Source organism: Parasedimentitalea huanghaiensis (assembly GCF_009753675.1).
Lineage (GTDB): Bacteria > Pseudomonadota > Alphaproteobacteria > Rhodobacterales > Rhodobacteraceae > Parasedimentitalea > Parasedimentitalea huanghaiensis.
The window spans coordinates 53,084-69,932 of record NZ_WQLV01000008.1; the positions used below are offsets into that span (position 1 = coordinate 53,084).

A 16,849-nucleotide genomic window follows, 5' to 3' on the forward strand; every position below is an offset into this window, starting at 1 on the left:
CGCAGCCTAGCTCTTCTTAGGCGCGGCGCCTTGATCTCGATCACCTTTGTAGATCTGGGATGATCTAACTTTGCAGCAACAAACTTCGATGTCTGAATTCTTAATATGCATTTATTTGCCGCGGTTCACTTCGCTCTAACGCAACCTGCTGCCAATCACCGTCTTCGTCTAAAGACCAACGCGATAACACCTCCAGCAGGTTGGCTTTTCGGATGGGCTTGCTCAGGTAATCATCCATTCCGCATTCTAAATATATTTCCTTGTCCCCAACCATGGCATTTGCGGTCAGTGCAACAATTGGGCAAGTTCGCAATCCAATTTCCTTTTCATAGGCGCGGATCTCATTTGTCGCCTCTATGCCGGTCAATTTGGGCATCGATATATCCATCAAAACGAGCTCGGGATGATGGGTCACAAACTGGTGCACTGCATCACAGCCGTCCTGCGCAAACAGGATTTCGGCATCTACTACTTTCAACATTTTCTGAAGCACTAACCTGTTGGTCCGGTTGTCATCTGCTACCAGTATTTTCTTCGGCACAGACTTAATTTCAACATCAGCCTCAGGCTCAGCCAAATTATAGTCGGTCAGAGTACCTGCCTCTTGATCTGCATTCTGAGACAGGAGTTCCACATTTTCCGCAGTTTTCAAACTGCATCTAAACGTGAAAGATGACCCCTTGTTGACTTGGGACTGCACTGAAATTTCGCCACCCATCAAACGGGACAGATCAGACGCAATAGCCAGGCCCAGCCCGGTACCACCAAAGTTTCGGTTCTTGCTCCCGTTTACCTGGGCGAACCTGTCGAAGATATGCCTGAGCTTGTCATCCGGTATACCAATACCGGTGTCATGCACCGCGATCTCCAATGCAGCGTCCCCTTGTGTCGACGTCCCGGAAACCTGAACTGTCACACTCCCGCTTGAAGTGAATTTCTCTGCGTTTCCAACAAGATTTGTAATGATTTGCCGGATACGCCCTTCATCTCCAATCAACAGCTTTGGCAGGTCTGGATCATAGTCCATCACCAGGTCGACGTTTTTGGTCGCCCCGCGCTGTGACAACAGATTTAGAATGCTCTGCACCAGCTGCTGAAGATCAAATACACCTTCATCCAACTCAACTTTTCCGGCTTCCAGTTTCGAAAAATCCAAAATGTCGTTGATGATCACCAACAGGGACTGACCGGAATCCGCAATGGTTTGAACAAACAATTCCTGCTCCTCATCCAGATCAGTTTCCAACAACAACGAACTCATCCCCAGGACGCCATTCATAGGGGTGCGAATTTCATGGCTCATAATTGCTAGAAACTCAGACTTGGCCACATTACCAGCTTCGGCTGCAATCGAGCGTTCCACAACTGCCGCCTCAAGTGCCTTTTCACGGATCATCGACTCCCGGAAAACGCATAGGGCCCGTATCATCTCTCCAACTTCGTCGCGGCGCTCATGTCCTGTGATCGGGTGCTCCACATCGCCCTTTGCAAGGCGCCTCATAGAACTGGTAACGGACTTGATTGATTTCCCGATGTAAGAGCCGATGATCCCGGCCAAAGCGGCACCCAGCGCAACGGCTGCAATCACTGAAATCAACAGGACGACCTTGGTTTTGTGAAATGTCAGCTCATTCTGAGAGCTGCGCAGGTCCAGCAGCCTCGCTTCCTCAGTTGTAAAGGCTGACATGATTTCTCGAAATTGGTCAAAGAACATTTTCCCACGGGCCTCGCCCACAAGATTAGCCATGTCATCCATCGTCTTTGCGATACCTATTTGCTGGCGTAGCTCCATGGCAGGCTCAACGATTTCAGTGCGCCACTTTGCATTAAGCCTCTCAATTTCCTTTACGCGAATGACATGAGTACGATTGCTGCTGACAGCCACAGCCAGCTCGTTGACAAACTGGTCAAAAGATTCCTGCCCGGTTTGATACGGCTCAAGAAATTGAACATCACCGGCAAGCAGATAGCCGCGCATCCCGGTCTCCATGTCAACTGCCGCAGCTAGGGTACCGCGTGCCAACTCGATCACATGATGTGACTGATCTTGTAGCTGTATAATTGTGTCGGTCAAAGGGACGTTAGATGTGGTCTCTGCCTGGGATTGGGAAATCGCCGCCACGCGTTCCTGAAGAAGCGCCTCTTCAGCGTCAACAAACGCCTTGATCTGGAGCCGGAAGGTATCAAAGTAGAGTTTTCCTTCGCCCTCTCTGACCAGCTGCGCCATCGTGTTCATTGTTGCCGCGGTATCAATTTCACGCCGCAGCAGAATTTGCGGCTCCGCAACCTCTATTTGCCACTGTCTCAGAACCTGCTCAGCCTCAAGCAAATATTCCAACTGGCCCGGATCATCCCTAAGCTGCTCTTTTAGCAGGGAGAAATTTTCATAGAATGCGCCTGAACCGGCTCGATACGGGTCTAAAAAGGAATCACTGCCCGCTAACAGGTAACCGCGCATACCGGTTTCCATATCCACCGCCGCAGCAACAAGCGTTTCGGCCTCAGCTATAACAACCTGAGTTTCCTCTACCCACTTTGCTGTCTCGGACATGCGGGCAAGGTTCACGCTGGCGATAATGCCTATCGCGATAGTAAGAACCAAAGGTACAGCAGCCACCAACACAACTTTGGTCTTGGCGTTCAAGTTCGAGAGCGAGAGACGCTTGAACAGCCCCGCTGGGCGTTTTCCATCCGGCATTGATGCAAGTCCCTTTTCTACCCTGACGAAAAGACAGTGCACCCCGAACATTAACTTTTCCGTTTAGAGCGGCAAAGGCCCGGCTCTCGGTACCTCCGAGCTTGACTGTAAATTTATTTATGTATTTCAAATGGATAAATCCAATACAGAGTGAGATCACTCAATTGGCACGCCCAGAATCCGCAATTTATTTATCGGAGTTTTTACCTTTTCTCCAAACGCGTCATCAGTTTCTCACACCATGTGTCAGTTCGAACTCAACATTTTAACGTTGGCTTTATCGCGGTTTCTCAGGGAGCTGCCGTTAGTCCAACAGGGCACCTGGCCACACTGCGCTGGAAAACGCCCTAATCACCGGCTCTGGTGGGGCTTTGTGCAAGCATCTCAACAAATCAAATCGGGAAAACAACAAGAAACGCCGCAAATCATTGATTTCATTCAGAAAAGAAACAAGAGATATTTTCTTGGTACGGGCGACGGGACTCGAACCCGTAAGCTACTGAAAGCGAGGGATTTTAAGTCCCTTGTGTCTACCAATTCCACCACGCCCGCACGTGATTTGGCTCGCAAATCACTTGCTTAGGTCTACCGGGGCCTGATGGCAGGGACAATCCATTTTGTTGCCTTTTCCGCGGGAAATTTCGCTATAAATCGATATCCTTGGTAACATTTGGTGCCAAAGGCCCACCCGGAGCTGCAAGGCCACGTTCTGGCAGCCATGGATTTAGCGCCAATGCTGCTTGCAGCGCAGCGCGGGCCTCATCAGTGCGTGACAGGCCCAGCAGCGACAAGGCACGGCCACTCATCGCGGCCACATGTTGTGGAGACAATTCTAGTGTTAGGTTTAGGTCTACCAGCGCTGCAGCAAAATCCTGACGTAGAAAATGCACAAAGGCACGTTGATTATACCCTTCGGCATAAAGTGGGCAATACGCCGTCAATCTGTCAAAATCCTCCAACGCGCCCGTTAAGTCATACCCAGACCTGCGCGACATGCCACGGTCAAGCACCGCCTGCGCCTGCTCATTGGGCGCCTGAGCCCAGAGTTCCCACATCTGGTTGGATATCAGTCGGGCCGCCCTTTCGGTCTCGGCCGCTTGGATCTGTTGGAACAGCATCTCAAATGAAGCAGAGTGATCCGGGGCCTGCGGACAGTCCTGCGCGCTCACCAGTTGAGCTGGCAGAAAAACGGCAGCGCAAATCGATATTAGACGGGGGCCAAAAGCCAGAGAGGAAAAACCAGACATGGTTTAATGCTGTGCTCAAATGGGTAACTTTCAAGTCAACTTACCGCGCGGTCACGTTGCCACCGGTTCAGCCCCCCTATTCTGGTGCCAACGCCCCGTCATCTTTCACTGCCTGCATCGCCACATATGTCGAAGTCGACGCAACATTCGGCAGGGTTGATATTTTTTCCGCCAAAACCATCCGATACTCGGTCATAGACCGGGTGCGGATCTTGAGAAGATAATCAAAATTCGACGCAATCATATGGGCTTGTTCAATCTCGGGCACCCGCGCCACCGCAGCGTTAAAGGTGGTCAGCGCATTTTCTCGGGTATCGTTCAGACGCACCTCAACGAAGGCAACATGATCAAGGCCTAACCGCACCGGATCCACCAACGCGCGATAACCAGTGATGACCCCTTCAGACTCCAGCCGCTTCAGCCGTGTTTGCGTCGGCGATTTTGATAGTCCGATACGACGCGCCAAATCAGCAATGGAAATCCGCCCCTCGCCGCCCAGAACATTCAGAATCGCCTGATCAAAGCGATCAAGTTGTGAAAAATCCATTTGCATCGCTAAGGCCTCGATTTTCGATACGATCACCCTACAATCACAGATATTCAGGCGAATGTCCCGAAGATTTCCCAGTATTGGTTATATAACACTTATCTTATTCGGAGTTCCCCCGATGTCACACCCGACCGCCCTGCGCCACACCATTGATACAATGACCTACGCAAATCAGGACGATCTTCGTGATCAACTGGTCGCTACAGCAGCGCTGAGCGAAGAGGACCGCGCCCGCATTTGCGCCAATGCCGCAGCGCTGGTCCGTGACATCCGCGGCCATTCGGCACCGGGTTTGATGGAAGTTTTCTTAGCTGAATATGGATTATCCACCGACGAAGGCGTGGCCCTGATGTGTCTGGCCGAGGCCCTACTGCGGGTGCCGGACGCAGAAACCATCGATGCATTGATCGAAGACAAGATTGCACCGTCGAACTGGGGGAAGCATCTGGGCAAATCCTCTTCTTCACTGGTCAATGCCTCAACCTGGGCGTTGATGCTGACTGGCAAGGTACTAGACGACGAACGCAGTCCCGTGGGAGCATTACGCGGCGCTATCAAACGTATGGGTGAACCTGTCATCCGCACTGCCGTAAGCCGTGCCATGAAAGAAATGGGTCGTCAGTTTGTGCTGGGCGAAAGCATCCAGTCCGCGATGAAACGCGCATCCGGCATGGAGGCTAAGGGCTACACCTATTCCTACGACATGCTGGGCGAAGCTGCCCGTACAGAGGCAGACGCCGCCCGCTATCATCTCAGCTACTCGCGCGCCATTTCTGCAATTGCCGATGGCTGCACCAATACCGATATCCGGGAAAACCCCGGCATTTCGGTCAAGCTTTCTGCCCTGCACCCCCGGTATGAACTGGCGCAAGAGGTCAGCGTAATGCAGCAGCTAGTTCCGCGTCTCAGCGCTCTGGCATTGTTGGCCAAGGCCGCCGGCATGGGGCTGAACGTCGATGCCGAAGAAGCCGATCGCCTGTCCCTGTCGCTCGAAGTTATCGAAGCTGTGATGGATGATCCGGCACTAGCGGGATGGGATGGGTTTGGCGTTGTTGTGCAGGCCTATGGCCCCCGCGCTGGGTTGGCCATTGATGCACTGTATGACATGGCAACGCGCCACGACCGGCGCATCATGGTACGTCTGGTCAAAGGCGCCTATTGGGACACCGAAATCAAGCGGGCTCAGGAATTGGGCATCGATGGCTTCCCGGTGTTCACCTCCAAGCCGCTAACCGATGTGTCTTACATCGCCAATGCACGCAAGTTGCTCGGCATGACTGATCGCATCTATCCCCAGTTTGCCACCCACAACGCCCACACAGTCAACGCCATCCTGCACATGGCGCAACCCGACCAACCATATGAGTTTCAGCGCTTACATGGCATGGGCGAAACGCTGCACCAGATGGTACTGGAACAGAATCACACAAAATGCCGGATCTATGCACCAGTTGGCGCACACCACGACTTGCTGGCCTATTTGGTGCGGCGCCTGCTGGAGAATGGCGCCAACTCCTCCTTTGTAAACCAGATTGTAGATGAAGATGTCCCACCTGAAGTGGTTGCTGCAGATCCATTTGATATGATCGCAGACGTCACCCGCACCATTGCCACCGGCCCAGAACTGTTTGCCCCCGACCGCGTCAACTCCGCTGGCTTTGATCTGACCCATGCCCCGACGGTGCGACAAATCGATGAGGCCCGCACGCCCTGGCTGACCCACAACTGGAGCGCCGCGCCCCTGCTGGCCGAAGATGTCGCAACAGATGCAACCGTGGATGTCATCAACCCGGCGGATCTATCGGTGATTGGCCAAGTGAGTGAAGCCAGCAAAGACGACATCGACCTAGCTCTTGCCAAAGCCTCCGTTTGGGAGGCACCAGCTAGCACCCGTGCCGAAGTGCTAAACCGGGCCGCGGATCTGTACGAAGAAAACTACGGCGAACTGTTTGCCTTACTGACTCGCGAAGCCGGTAAAACACAACTCGATTGTGTATCCGAGCTGCGCGAAGCAGTGGATTTCCTGCGTTACTACGCGTCTCGTATTCCCCAAGCAGAGGCAGCCGGTGTGTTCACCTGCATTGCACCCTGGAACTTCCCACTCGCGATCTTTTCTGGTCAGATCGCAGCCGCGTTGGCGACAGGCAATGCTGTTCTGGCTAAACCAGCAGAGCAAACACCCCTGATAGCCTATCGCGCCGTGTCTTTGCTGCATGAGGCCGGCGTACCCCGCACCGCCCTGCAACTCTTACCCGGCGGCGGCGCTGTTGGGGCAGCCCTGACCTCTGATCCCCGGATCAAAGGCGTAGCCTTTACTGGCTCAACCGCCACCGCGCTAAAAATCCGTGCCTCTATGGCCGACAATCTGCGCCCCGGCACGCCGCTGATCGCAGAAACCGGCGGGCTGAACGCAATGATTGTTGACAGCACTGCCTTGCCAGAACAGGCCGTTCAATCCATCGTTGAAAGCGCCTTTCAGTCGGCAGGCCAGCGGTGCTCCGCCCTACGTTGCCTGTACCTGCAGGAAGATGTCGCTGATGGTGTGTTGACCATGCTGACCGGCGCAATGGAGGCCCTGCAGCTTGGAAACCCCTGGCAATTGAGCACAGACAGCGGCCCGGTGATCGACCAGACTGCCCGAGACGGTATTCAGGCCCATATTGAAACCGCCCGCGCCGAAGGCCGTTTACTGAAACAAACCCTGCCCCCTCAAGAGGGCACCTTTGTCGGCTCTGCGCTGATCGAAATTCCAGGCATTTCTACGCTCAAGAAAGAGATCTTTGGCCCGGTCCTGCATGTGGTTCGGTTCAAAGCCAGTGATCTGGACCAGGTCATCGATGACATCAATGCCACCGGCTATGGTCTAACTTTTGGTCTGCACAGCCGTATCGACGACCGGGTGCAACACATCACCGACCGCATCGAGGCGGGCAATATCTACGTCAACCGCAACCAGATTGGTGCTGTGGTTGGTAGTCAACCATTTGGTGGCGAGGGTCTCTCGGGAACTGGCCCCAAGGCTGGTGGCCCCAACTATCTGGCGCGGTTCTGCGCCCCCGACCACCAACACAGTGGCGCCCAATGGCAGTCCAGCCAGAGTGACCTGCCCAACCCAACTGGCACTCCGGCCAGCCCCAGCAGCAGCAGCCTTCCCGGCCCGACTGGCGAGAGCAACCGTCTCACACTTTCAGCCCGCCCTCCTTTGCTCTGCCTTGGCCCCGGCCCTGATACGGTCTTGGCCCAGACCAGTGAAGTCACGGGGCTTGGTGGAACGGTTATTCAGACCAGTGGCCAGATCGACCCGCAACGGCTGATCCAAATTGAGGGTATTTCTGGTGTATTATGGTGGGGAGATGAGGAAACCGGCCGCGCCATCGAACAAGCATTGGCAAAACGCTCCGGTCCGATCCTGCCGCTCATTTTTGGCATTCCTGATCGCGCCCGAGTGTTGGGCGAGCGCCATATCTGCGTTGACACAACCGCCGCTGGCGGCAACGCAGCCCTGTTGGGTGGCGCAAGCTAGCACCATAACCCCTTGACGCTGGGCTATTTTCGGCCCAGCGTCAGATCATGTTTCCTTTACGTGATCACAATCCTTCCGGCCGTACACCCTATGTCGTCTATACGCTGATGGCGTTGAACATTCTGGCCTATGCCTTCTACACCATCAGCTTCGATACCGAGAGAGAGTTGGCGCAGTTCTATGATGCCTACGCCCTGATCCCTGCAGAGATCGATATCTCACGTAGGTTGTCGCCACTGGTAAGCTCTATGTTCCTGCATGGCGGGTTTATGCACCTGGCCGGCAACATGTTGTTTTTATGGATTTTCGGCGACAACATGGAAGACGAGATGGGCCATCTGCCGTTTCTGGCCTTCTACATTGCCTGTGGCATTGGTGCAGGCCTCATCCACGTGGCCTCGGCCCCCTGGTCCCATGTACCGACGATTGGTGCCTCTGGCGCGGTAGCTGGCGTAATGGGGGGGTATCTTTTGCTGTTCCCTCGCGCTCGCATCGATATATTGCTCATCCTCATTATCTACTTCCGCATCTTTGCAATCCCAGCCTATCTGATGCTGGGCGTCTGGCTCGCAATGCAATTCATTGGATCGCTCAATTCCGACCCCAGCCAGGGCGGCGTGGCCTATTGGGCCCATACCGGTGGGTTCGCTGTTGGGCTGTTGTTGACGGTGCCTTTATGGGTCAAACGCGGTGCCCGCGCATTTTGGGGCAAAACCCATGGCCAGCCACCACATCCTCAAGCCAAATACAAATACAGTGCCAGTCGCATCCCTCGACTGCCCCGCAAAAAGCCGGGGCGCTCGCCCTGGGGCAGTGATCGTTGAAATCACCGGTCCACCTTCATCTAGCCCAAAATATCCCCGCCGGAGGCTCCCCCAATGGCGCCGATCGCCACCTTAGCGGGTAGCACAGCTCCAAACAAAAACACGCGCCTGATGTCTCAGACGCGTGCAAAAAATTCAGACCTTGGTGACGGGCTTTAGCCTCGGATCACTTTTGCAAAAGTCTCAAAGATCGGTTCGTTGGCACAAATGACTTCGCCGCTATCAACAATGTTATCGCCCGGGGTCAGGGGTTCCACCAAACCACCGGCCTCCTGCACCAGAATGATACCTGCAGCCAGATCCCAGGAATGCAGACGACGCTCCCAGAACCCATCATAACGGCCGGTGGCCACATAGGCCATATCCAGCGCTGCCGAGCCCCACCGGCGCACGCCAGCGCAGGCAGGCAGCAACCGCGCCAGATCCTGCAACGTTTCAGGTAGATCCGAGCGCCCAGCAAAGGGCAACCCGGTTGCAAAAATGCTTTCAATCATCCGGTTGCGGCCGGAAGTCCGGATCCGGCTCTCATTCATCCAGGCGCCATTGCCTTTTTCGGCAAAATACATTTCGTCTTTGGCCGCATCATAGATCACCCCGGCAACAATCTTACCCTTGTGCTCAAGTGCGATCGAAATGGCCCAGTGCGGCAGACCATGCAGAAAGTTGGTGGTGCCATCCAGCGGATCAACGATCCAACGACGGGTTGGGTCTTCGCCAGCAATCTCACCGCCTTCTTCCGCAATCCAGCCGTAAGTTGGACGCGCGCCCAGCAGCTCTTCTTTCAGAATTTTCTCAGCCGTGATATCCGCCTTTGAGACAAAATCTCCGGCGCCTTTCACCGATACCTGCAGGTTTTCCACTTCGCGGAAATCCTTGACCAGAGATTTACCGGCCTTGCGGGCGGCTTTGAGCATAATGTTAAGATTAGCGCTGCCGATCATGTCGGGCTCCTGTCTGGTCACAGAGATGTTGGTCAAAGGCTGCCTATACGCCGCCTTTGTTCCCTTGCCAATAGGCAATACCATAGACATTTTCCGTAACGTTATGCAAATGCCGCGCTTGCCAGCGTCCCAGCGAAACAACACAGTTTAACAAATATCAGAACACCCACGGAGAACCCATGTCACAACAGATGCAACGCATAGCTCTGGCCAGCCGCCCTACTGGCGCCCCAGTGGCTGAAAATTTCAGCTTTGAATCCGTCGCAATACCGATTGCAAAGGACGGCGAAGTGCTGGTGAAACTGCACTATATGTCCTTAGACCCCTATATGCGTGGCCGTATGGATGATGCAAAATCTTATGCCGCACCTGTGGCCATTGGCGGCACCATGGAGGCTGGAGCGGTGGGTGAGGTCATCAGTTCAAACAGCCCGGATTTTCAGCCCGGTGATTTTGCGTTTGGCATGTTTGGCTGGGCCAGTCATGGTTGCCTGCCCGCCAATCAACTGCAAAAACTGGACCCAAATCATGGCCCTATAACCACCGCGCTCGGCGTTCTCGGCATGCCGGGTTTTACTGGGTGGCATGGCTTGAACACCTACGGAAAGCCCAAAGCAGGAGAAACTCTGGTTGTCGCAGCTGCCACCGGCCCAGTTGGGTCAATGGTCGGTCAGCTGGCGAAACAGGCCGGACTACGCACCGTTGGCATTGCTGGTGGTGCTGAAAAATGTGCCCTGGCAACTGAGAAGTTTGGGTTTGACATCTGCCTGGATCACCGGGCTTACGCGGATGCCAATTCGCTGCGCAAAGATCTTGCTGTGGCCTGCCCCGACGGCATCGACATCTACTTTGAAAACGTGGCTGGCAAGGTTCTAGAAGCCGTCATTCCCCTGATGAATCCTCATGGCCGAATTCCGGTTTGTGGCATGATCAGCTGGTACGGCGGCGCACAAGGCGCTGACGCGACTCTGACGGCCCCGATGATCTGGCGCAACATTCTGGTGAAGTTCCTGTCGGTGAATGGATTTATTATCATGAATCATTTCGACCAATATCCTGAGTTCCTGAAACAGGTCGGCCCCATGGTTGCCAAAGGCGAGGTTCAGTACATTGAAGACATCGCTGAGGGTCTGGAAAACGCCCCTGCTGCCTTTATGGCAATGCTAAAGGGCGGCAACATGGGCAAACAGATCGTCAAACTGATATAACCCCTAAGGTGCGTGCAAGCACGCACCTTACACTTACCTTGGTCGGACGCAGTATAGGTAGGGTGTGTGCTTGCACGCACCACCAGTTCACTGCAATTGCAGCTTCCGCGCCTCGACCTTAGCCAGCCGGATCAGCTCTTGCATGTAGGGTTTATCCCGATCCTCGCTACGGATCGCTGCATAGAGGCTGCGTGTGATCCCGTTTTTGGTCAAAGGTCGGGTGACATAATCCGAGGAATATTTCACCTCGCGCACCACCCAATCAGGCAAGACCGAAACACCGCGGTTGGAGGCCACCAACAGCAGGATCACGGCCGTCAACTCCACTTGGCGAATGGCGCCAGGTTCGACCCCTGCGGGGATCAACAGCTGGCTAAAGACATCCAGCTTGGGCTTATCAACCGGGTATGTGATCAACGTCTGACCTGCAAAATCCTCGGCATCGATGTATGGCTTAACCGCCAGCGGATGTTGAGCAGAGGCCACAAACACCGGTGCGTAATCAAACAGTTCAATAAAATCGACGCCAGAGATCTGCTCTGGGTCCGATGAGACCACCAGATCAACCTCTTCCTTTTGCAACGCCGTCAGCGCGTCAAAGGCCAGACCAGGGCGAATATCCACATCCACGTCAGACCAGCTTTTGCGAAACCCTTCCAGCACCGGAAACAGCCATTCAAAACAGGCGTGGCATTCTATGGCAATGTGCATGCGACCAGTGTGCCCATCCCGCAGTGCGGAAAATTCAGCCTGCATGGATTCGACCTGCGGCAAGACCTGCTCAGCCAAACGAAGCAACCGCAGCCCGGCCGCCGACAGCTTCATCGGTTTGGAGCGGCGCATGAACAGTTCGACCCCAGCCTGATCCTCCAAACCTTTGATCTGATGGCTCAACGCGCTCTGGGTGATGTTCAACTGATCAGCGGCGCGTGCGAGCCCACCCGCCTCGTGGATCGCCTTTATCGTCCGAAGATGGCGAAATTCGATATGCATCCTATCACTTCACTCATGTTGTTCTTGAGAATTATGAAATTGTCTCACAATGCTGCACATGCAACAAGGGGGGAGTTGAACAGGAGATGCCCCAAAATGACGACGCCAGAGATATCATTCGAGTTCTTTCCGCCACAGAACCTCGAGGCCTCCTTTCGTCTGTGGGACACTGTTCAGGTATTATCGCCATTGGACCCACGTTTTGTTTCCGTCACCTACGGCGCTGGTGGCACCACACGTGACTTAACCCGCGACGCAGTTGCAACTCTGCATAAGTCCTCGGGGCTGAATGTCGCTGCGCACCTGACCTGCGTCAATGCAAGCCGCGCTGAAACCCTGGCAATTGCCGATCAATTTGCCAGCGCTGGCGTCAACGACATCGTCGCGCTACGCGGCGATCCCCCCAAAGGGGCCGGTGGCTTCACCCAACACGAAGACGGCTTTGCAAATTCAGTTGAACTGATCGAAGCCCTGGCTGACACTGGCAAGTTCAACATCCGCGTTGGCGCCTACCCGGATCGTCACCCCGAAGCAACCGGACCGGATTCGGATGTGGACTGGCTGAAGCGTAAAATTGATGCCGGTGCCAGCGAAGCCCTGACCCAGTTCTTTTTCGAGGCCGATACCTTTTTCCGCTTCCGAGACAAATGCGCTAAAGTCGGTATCGATCACGTCCTGACCCCTGGTATTCTGCCAATTGAAAACTGGAAGGGCGCACGCAATTTTGCCCGCCGCTGCGGCACCGTGATCCCACAGTGGCTTGATGATGCTTTTGAAACCGCATTGCGCGACGGTCGCGAGGATTTGCTGGCCACCGCAATCTGCACTGAATTGTGCTCGGAGCTTCTGGACGGCGGCGTAGGCAAGCTGCATTTTTACACCATGAACCGCCCCGAACTGACCCGTGACGTCTGCCACGCCTTAGGTGTTGCCCCCAAGGTGTCGCTAGAGAACGTGGCGTAAATCTTGCCGATACTTCGGCGTGTTCCTAGGGTCCAACCAAAAGGAACGCGCCATGTATTATGCCCAGAACCCCGATGAGCTTTTGAAACCGACCAAGATCACTGAACTGTCTGGGTTGGAGTTCATGACCGGCATTTTGGAAGGCCGCCTGCCCGCCCCGCCCATTGCCAGAACTCTCGGATTTCAGTTGCACAGTGTAGAACCAGGGCGCGTGGTTTTTCGCGGCACCCCGGCATTCGAAACCACCAACCCGATGGGCACCGTCCATGGCGGTTGGTATGGCACCCTTCTGGATAGCGCCATGGCTTGTTCTGTCATGACAGGCATCCCAAGGGGCTCAGTCTACACAACCTTGGAATACAAGATCAATATTCTGCGTCCGATTCCGTTGGGAATGGCGATAGAGAGCACAGGTTTTGCTGAACATGTTGGTCGATCAACCGGTGTCGCGCGAGGCGATATTCGCGGGATTGAGGATGGCAAGCTCTATGCCACCGGGTCGACAACCTGCATCGTGATGAACTTGTCCGCGACAAAACGCTAACATTTTCGATTTGGTATCGGTTTTTTTCTGAGCAACAGATAAAACGTACCCATGTCAGGTCGGCGGATTTAGCGCTGCCCTCCTGTCAGATATCGATTTTCAGCTATTCAGACTATGCTTAATTGCGGGCCAAGAGCGCTCAATCTGCCCTTGCAGCCACTTTGGACTGCAAACTTTTCAAGCCTGTTGCCTTGGTTTGAGCGCTGATTCCTACACTGCTATGCAGCCGCTCGCTGCGGTCCAGCCCTACACGACGGCCACCGCGCAACAGAAAGATTTTGCCCCATCCACGCCAAGTGCCCACCGAAGGGGCCGCTGGGTCAACCGGAAACTCTAACCTCCAATTCTTTGGCAGAGGTAAACCGCAGTTTTCGGCTTTTTCCAACATCCAAACCAGCGACAGGTTTGCCAGCGGACGTGCTGTATCAAGACCACCCAACTGTCCACCAACATCCCCATGTGCACCGCGAAACCAAACTTGTTCGACATGCCCTTGCCAGCCCGGCGGGCATTCCCACAGAACCGGTGCAAATACCTGTCGGGTTTCATCTAGCGCCAGCGCCTGAAACCCGTTGCGGATGTTGCGGCCCAACTGATGACTATGAAAGGCATGCCGCGCTTCAGCCCAGCGCCAAAGCAGTGGTAACCGCAGGCCCAGCGCCTTCACGGTTTCCCAGACACCAATCATTTCAATGTCGGCCTCACCATGACAAAAGGCCTTGGTAAACCGGCGTGCGGCTTTGCTGCCATCCCCCTGATAGTGACGGTAAGCAGTGCGAATATTGCGCACCGTGGCATGTTCAGCTTTCAGTAGGCCAACCTGATCAATCACCCCCGCCAAAGATCGAACGGCATATCCGCCCCGCGAGTACCCCATCAGGTAAATCCGGTCACCTGGACGATAACGAGAGGCGAGGTACCCATAGGCGCGCCGGATCTGCCGGTTGATCCCACGCCCCATCAAAACATCCAAAGTGGAGCGCCAGCTGTTCCATTGCACCCCTGCCTCATAGAACACAGAGATTTCCGGGCCCATCCTCCGGCACAACTGGTAGGTCATACCAGCATGGGTTTCATGCCCAGGATCCAATGTCGACATAGTGCCATCAAGAATGATTACATGGGCCCGTGGCCCTCGCAGCTTAGTTTCACCCGAATGCTCTGAGCGAAGTGGCCGCCCCAACCATCCGATGATCTTTTTACCGAGCTGATTCAGTAACATTCCTCACCACTTCCCTCTTTCAGTACAGAGAGTATCTGACGGATAGGGATACCGCAGGTCACAACCTAAGAATACCGTCCTGATCCGGGCCAGTGCCCCTCATATTGAGATAACGCCAGTTGAAGAATCGTCCACCAGATGCTGCACTTCCGCTATGGTTAAAAGGCGGACCATATCCCGACCAAAAGAGGATTTTCTTTGGTCAGTTGGAATCTGGATGCCGACAGCAACGATCACAAGTCCATCCTTCAAAAAGGCATTTTCTTCTGCCTGTAAAGGATCGCTCATAATACTGAAGATAAGGTAACGCTGGCATGCGCTGTGCAACTTGGTGACGCAAGCCAGCGGTATGTGTGTCGGTTCAGATTACCGCGCGTCAGGCCCCGAACCACCCAGTTCAATCACGGTCGCAACATCAGAAAGCCCATATCCATTGAACTGTGTGCTCATCGCCGAAGAATAAGCCCCCAATCCCGGAAACAAGACGTAGTCCCCCACCTGTGTGTCCTGAGCCAACGGCAATCCATCCGGCAGACGATCCAGACTGTCGCAGGTTGGACCAAATACGACCCTAGGTTTGGCAGCAGCACTCCGGTGGATCCCATCCCCTGCGACCACATAGACCCGACCTGGCAGGCCCATATCGCGGATGTCAACCAATCCGCCGTAAATACCATCATTCAGGAACACCACTTCGCCCTCCTGACGTATTCCTTTGATCCGCGCCGCGAGGGTGAAGGCCTCAGATACCATGGCCCGCCCAGGTTCACAGATTAACGCGGGTAGGTCAGAACCAAAACTCTCTTCAACCGCGTCAGCAATTGCATAGAAGAACTGCTCCAGATCCGGGGCCACCCCGTCCCGGTTGGCGGCAAAACCACCGCCGACATTTAGCCTGGCAATCCGAACACCAGCGTCCTTACAAATTTGACCAGCCTCACGGATGTATTTCACCCAGGCATGCGGGTCTTCACATTGGGTTCCGGGATGAAAACACAGCGATGGTGTCCAGCCCATTTCCTCCACCTGCTTCAGCAATTCCACCGCTTTTTCAGGTGTGGCACCAAACTTGCTGCCAAAATCATAGGCTGCGCCAGAAACTGGTAGCGCAAAGCGCACGGCGATCTCACAGCTGCGTGGTACATCTGCCAGCTTATCCAACTCGTCCAGTTCGTCCACCGACCAGCTGGATACAGCGTAGTCAATCCCAGCTTGGATTTCGGCCTCAGACCGTACCGGGTTATTGTAGTGCATTACCGCAGTTGGGCTGGCGGCACGCACAGCGGCCATTTCACCTGGTGAGGCAACGTCAAAGGCGCTTACCCCTGCTGCGACAAGATTGGACAACACGGCCTGATGTGGATTGGCTTTGACCGCATAGGTGACCAATCCCGGAAATCCGGACAAAAAACGTTCAGCCGTCTGGTGCAGTACCCTTGGAGAAAAATACAGGATGGGATGATCCGGCAGATGTCGCGCAAGATGCGTTTCAGGGTTATGCCACAGGGCTGGGATATGCTGCATCGAAAAGGCCTCTTTGTTTATCCCAGTTTCCGGCAGTTTCCCGTCGATATCACTCGTCAGACCGCCTACACTGCCTAAATCATCCAAACAAACGACGAATCCATCATGCAAAATGACGAAATCGATCAAAAGCTCTTAGCCCTGTTGCGCGAAAATGCCCGCCGCCCGGTGGCTGACCTAGCCCGACAACTGGGGCTGGCCCGCACCACGGTTCAGGCCCGTATCGAACGATTGGAACATAGCGGCACCATAGTCGGCTACACCCTACGCAGCTCAGCCGCGACCCGCCCACCGCTGCAAGCTACCGTCCTCATTTCCATTGAACCTCGGACTGGCCCTGAAGTTCTGACCCGCCTCCGCAGCCTGCCCGGCGTGCAGGTCGTGCATACCACTTCTGGGCGGTTTGATTTGCTGGCTCAAGTCGTGGCACAAACCACTTCAGAACTGGACGAAACCATTGACCGGATAGGCGAAGCACGCGGTGTAAAATCCTCAGAAAGCCTGATCCATCTGGCCACTAAGCTGGACCGCACCTGACCCGCGCAGCCGCACCGCAAGCGCTAAAGCACAATGTCGGATTTGAGTATTTTTGGCAAAAAGAAGCCGGTAAGA

Annotated in this window: 14 protein-coding genes and 1 tRNA gene; 6 read left to right on the forward strand and 9 right to left on the reverse strand. The window is 54.7% G+C overall.

Annotation, left to right across the window (positions count from 1 at the left end):
* Positions 1 to 100: 100 nt before the first annotated feature.
* The 4 genes from GO984_RS13760 to GO984_RS13775 form a co-directional block, all read right to left on the reverse strand.
* Positions 101 to 2,698: a CHASE3 domain-containing protein gene (locus GO984_RS13760; RefSeq protein WP_167740341.1), complete on the reverse strand. Its 2,598-nt coding sequence runs from the start codon at positions 2,696 to 2,698 to the stop codon at positions 101 to 103.
* 465 nt (positions 2,699 to 3,163) lie between these two features.
* A tRNA-Leu gene (locus GO984_RS13765) sits at positions 3,164 to 3,250 on the reverse strand.
* A gap of 92 nt (positions 3,251 to 3,342) precedes the next feature.
* The gene (locus GO984_RS13770) at positions 3,343 to 3,945 is read right to left on the reverse strand and encodes a tetratricopeptide repeat protein (protein WP_425339654.1); all 603 of its coding nucleotides are present in this window, start codon (positions 3,943 to 3,945) and stop codon (positions 3,343 to 3,345) included.
* A 76-nt stretch (positions 3,946 to 4,021) separates the two neighbouring features.
* On the reverse strand, positions 4,022 to 4,498 hold the full coding sequence (locus tag GO984_RS13775; protein WP_157023377.1) for an Lrp/AsnC family transcriptional regulator: 477 nt from the start codon (positions 4,496 to 4,498) through the stop codon (positions 4,022 to 4,024).
* A gap of 115 nt (positions 4,499 to 4,613) precedes the next feature.
* On the opposite strand from GO984_RS13775, the gene putA reads away from it, so the two are divergent.
* Positions 4,614 to 8,018: a bifunctional proline dehydrogenase/L-glutamate gamma-semialdehyde dehydrogenase PutA gene (putA, locus tag GO984_RS13780; RefSeq protein WP_157023102.1), complete on the forward strand. Its 3,405-nt coding sequence runs from the start codon at positions 4,614 to 4,616 to the stop codon at positions 8,016 to 8,018.
* Between the two features lie 47 nt (positions 8,019 to 8,065).
* Complete coding sequence (locus tag GO984_RS13785; RefSeq protein ID WP_157023103.1) at positions 8,066 to 8,842, forward strand: rhomboid family intramembrane serine protease; 777 nt, start codon at positions 8,066 to 8,068, stop codon at positions 8,840 to 8,842.
* A 155-nt stretch (positions 8,843 to 8,997) separates the two neighbouring features.
* On the opposite strand, the gene GO984_RS13790 is transcribed toward GO984_RS13785, so the two are convergent.
* Entirely contained in the window at positions 8,998 to 9,783 is a 786-nt protein-coding gene (locus GO984_RS13790; protein WP_157023104.1) for an inositol monophosphatase family protein, read from the reverse strand.
* A 179-nt stretch (positions 9,784 to 9,962) separates the two neighbouring features.
* On the opposite strand from GO984_RS13790, the gene GO984_RS13795 reads away from it, so the two are divergent.
* The gene (locus GO984_RS13795; RefSeq protein ID WP_157023105.1) at positions 9,963 to 10,991 is read left to right on the forward strand and encodes an NADP-dependent oxidoreductase; all 1,029 of its coding nucleotides are present in this window, start codon (positions 9,963 to 9,965) and stop codon (positions 10,989 to 10,991) included.
* A gap of 87 nt (positions 10,992 to 11,078) precedes the next feature.
* Here GO984_RS13795 and GO984_RS13800 read toward each other — a convergent pair whose 3' ends face one another.
* Positions 11,079 to 11,984, reverse strand: a complete 906-nt coding sequence (locus GO984_RS13800; RefSeq protein ID WP_138164734.1) for a LysR family transcriptional regulator — start codon at positions 11,982 to 11,984, stop codon at positions 11,079 to 11,081.
* A gap of 96 nt (positions 11,985 to 12,080) precedes the next feature.
* On the opposite strand from GO984_RS13800, the gene metF reads away from it, so the two are divergent.
* The gene (gene metF, locus GO984_RS13805; protein WP_157023106.1) at positions 12,081 to 12,947 is read left to right on the forward strand and encodes a methylenetetrahydrofolate reductase [NAD(P)H]; all 867 of its coding nucleotides are present in this window, start codon (positions 12,081 to 12,083) and stop codon (positions 12,945 to 12,947) included.
* A 52-nt stretch (positions 12,948 to 12,999) separates the two neighbouring features.
* A complete protein-coding gene (locus tag GO984_RS13810) occupies positions 13,000 to 13,491 on the forward strand; it encodes a PaaI family thioesterase (RefSeq protein ID WP_157023107.1) in 492 nt (163 codons plus the stop codon).
* 139 nt (positions 13,492 to 13,630) lie between these two features.
* Here the strand turns inward: GO984_RS13810 and GO984_RS13815 are convergent, their stop codons facing one another.
* From GO984_RS13815 to GO984_RS13825, 3 genes are all read right to left on the reverse strand, one after another.
* Positions 13,631 to 14,713, reverse strand: coding sequence for a DUF2235 domain-containing protein (locus GO984_RS13815; protein ID WP_157023108.1), 1,083 nt, complete (start codon positions 14,711 to 14,713; stop codon positions 13,631 to 13,633).
* 99 nt (positions 14,714 to 14,812) lie between these two features.
* Positions 14,813 to 15,001 (reverse strand): hypothetical protein, encoded by a 189-nt coding sequence (locus tag GO984_RS13820; RefSeq protein ID WP_157023109.1) that lies wholly within the window; start codon positions 14,999 to 15,001, stop codon positions 14,813 to 14,815.
* Positions 15,002 to 15,079: 78 nt separating this feature from the next.
* A complete protein-coding gene (locus tag GO984_RS13825; protein ID WP_157023110.1) occupies positions 15,080 to 16,237 on the reverse strand; it encodes a type III PLP-dependent enzyme in 1,158 nt (385 codons plus the stop codon).
* 105 nt (positions 16,238 to 16,342) lie between these two features.
* Here GO984_RS13825 and GO984_RS13830 point away from each other — a divergent pair, with 105 nt between their 5' ends.
* On the forward strand, positions 16,343 to 16,774 hold the full coding sequence (locus GO984_RS13830; RefSeq protein WP_157023111.1) for an Lrp/AsnC family transcriptional regulator: 432 nt from the start codon (positions 16,343 to 16,345) through the stop codon (positions 16,772 to 16,774).
* The last annotated feature ends 75 nt before the right edge of the window (positions 16,775 to 16,849 follow it).

Bases quoted from the DNA above. Each gene is read 5' to 3' on its own strand.
- GO984_RS13760 (WP_167740341.1), bottom strand. From the start codon at position 2,698: ATGCCGGATGGAAAACGCCCAGCGGGGCTGTTCAAGCGTCTCTCGCTC.
- GO984_RS13770 (WP_425339654.1), bottom strand. From the start codon at position 3,945: ATGTCTGGTTTTTCCTCTCTGGCTTTTGGCCCCCGTCTAATATCGATT.
- GO984_RS13775 (WP_157023377.1), bottom strand. From the start codon at position 4,498: ATGCAAATGGATTTTTCACAACTTGATCGCTTTGATCAGGCGATTCTG.
- putA (WP_157023102.1), top strand. From the start codon at position 4,614: ATGTCACACCCGACCGCCCTGCGCCACACCATTGATACAATGACCTAC.
- GO984_RS13785 (WP_157023103.1), top strand. From the start codon at position 8,066: ATGTTTCCTTTACGTGATCACAATCCTTCCGGCCGTACACCCTATGTC.
- GO984_RS13790 (WP_157023104.1), bottom strand. From the start codon at position 9,783: ATGATCGGCAGCGCTAATCTTAACATTATGCTCAAAGCCGCCCGCAAG.
- GO984_RS13795 (WP_157023105.1), top strand. From the start codon at position 9,963: ATGTCACAACAGATGCAACGCATAGCTCTGGCCAGCCGCCCTACTGGC.
- GO984_RS13800 (WP_138164734.1), bottom strand. From the start codon at position 11,984: ATGCATATCGAATTTCGCCATCTTCGGACGATAAAGGCGATCCACGAG.
- metF (WP_157023106.1), top strand. From the start codon at position 12,081: ATGACGACGCCAGAGATATCATTCGAGTTCTTTCCGCCACAGAACCTC.
- GO984_RS13810 (WP_157023107.1), top strand. From the start codon at position 13,000: ATGTATTATGCCCAGAACCCCGATGAGCTTTTGAAACCGACCAAGATC.
- GO984_RS13815 (WP_157023108.1), bottom strand. From the start codon at position 14,713: ATGTTACTGAATCAGCTCGGTAAAAAGATCATCGGATGGTTGGGGCGG.
- GO984_RS13820 (WP_157023109.1), bottom strand. From the start codon at position 15,001: ATGAGCGATCCTTTACAGGCAGAAGAAAATGCCTTTTTGAAGGATGGA.
- GO984_RS13825 (WP_157023110.1), bottom strand. From the start codon at position 16,237: ATGCAGCATATCCCAGCCCTGTGGCATAACCCTGAAACGCATCTTGCG.
- GO984_RS13830 (WP_157023111.1), top strand. From the start codon at position 16,343: ATGCAAAATGACGAAATCGATCAAAAGCTCTTAGCCCTGTTGCGCGAA.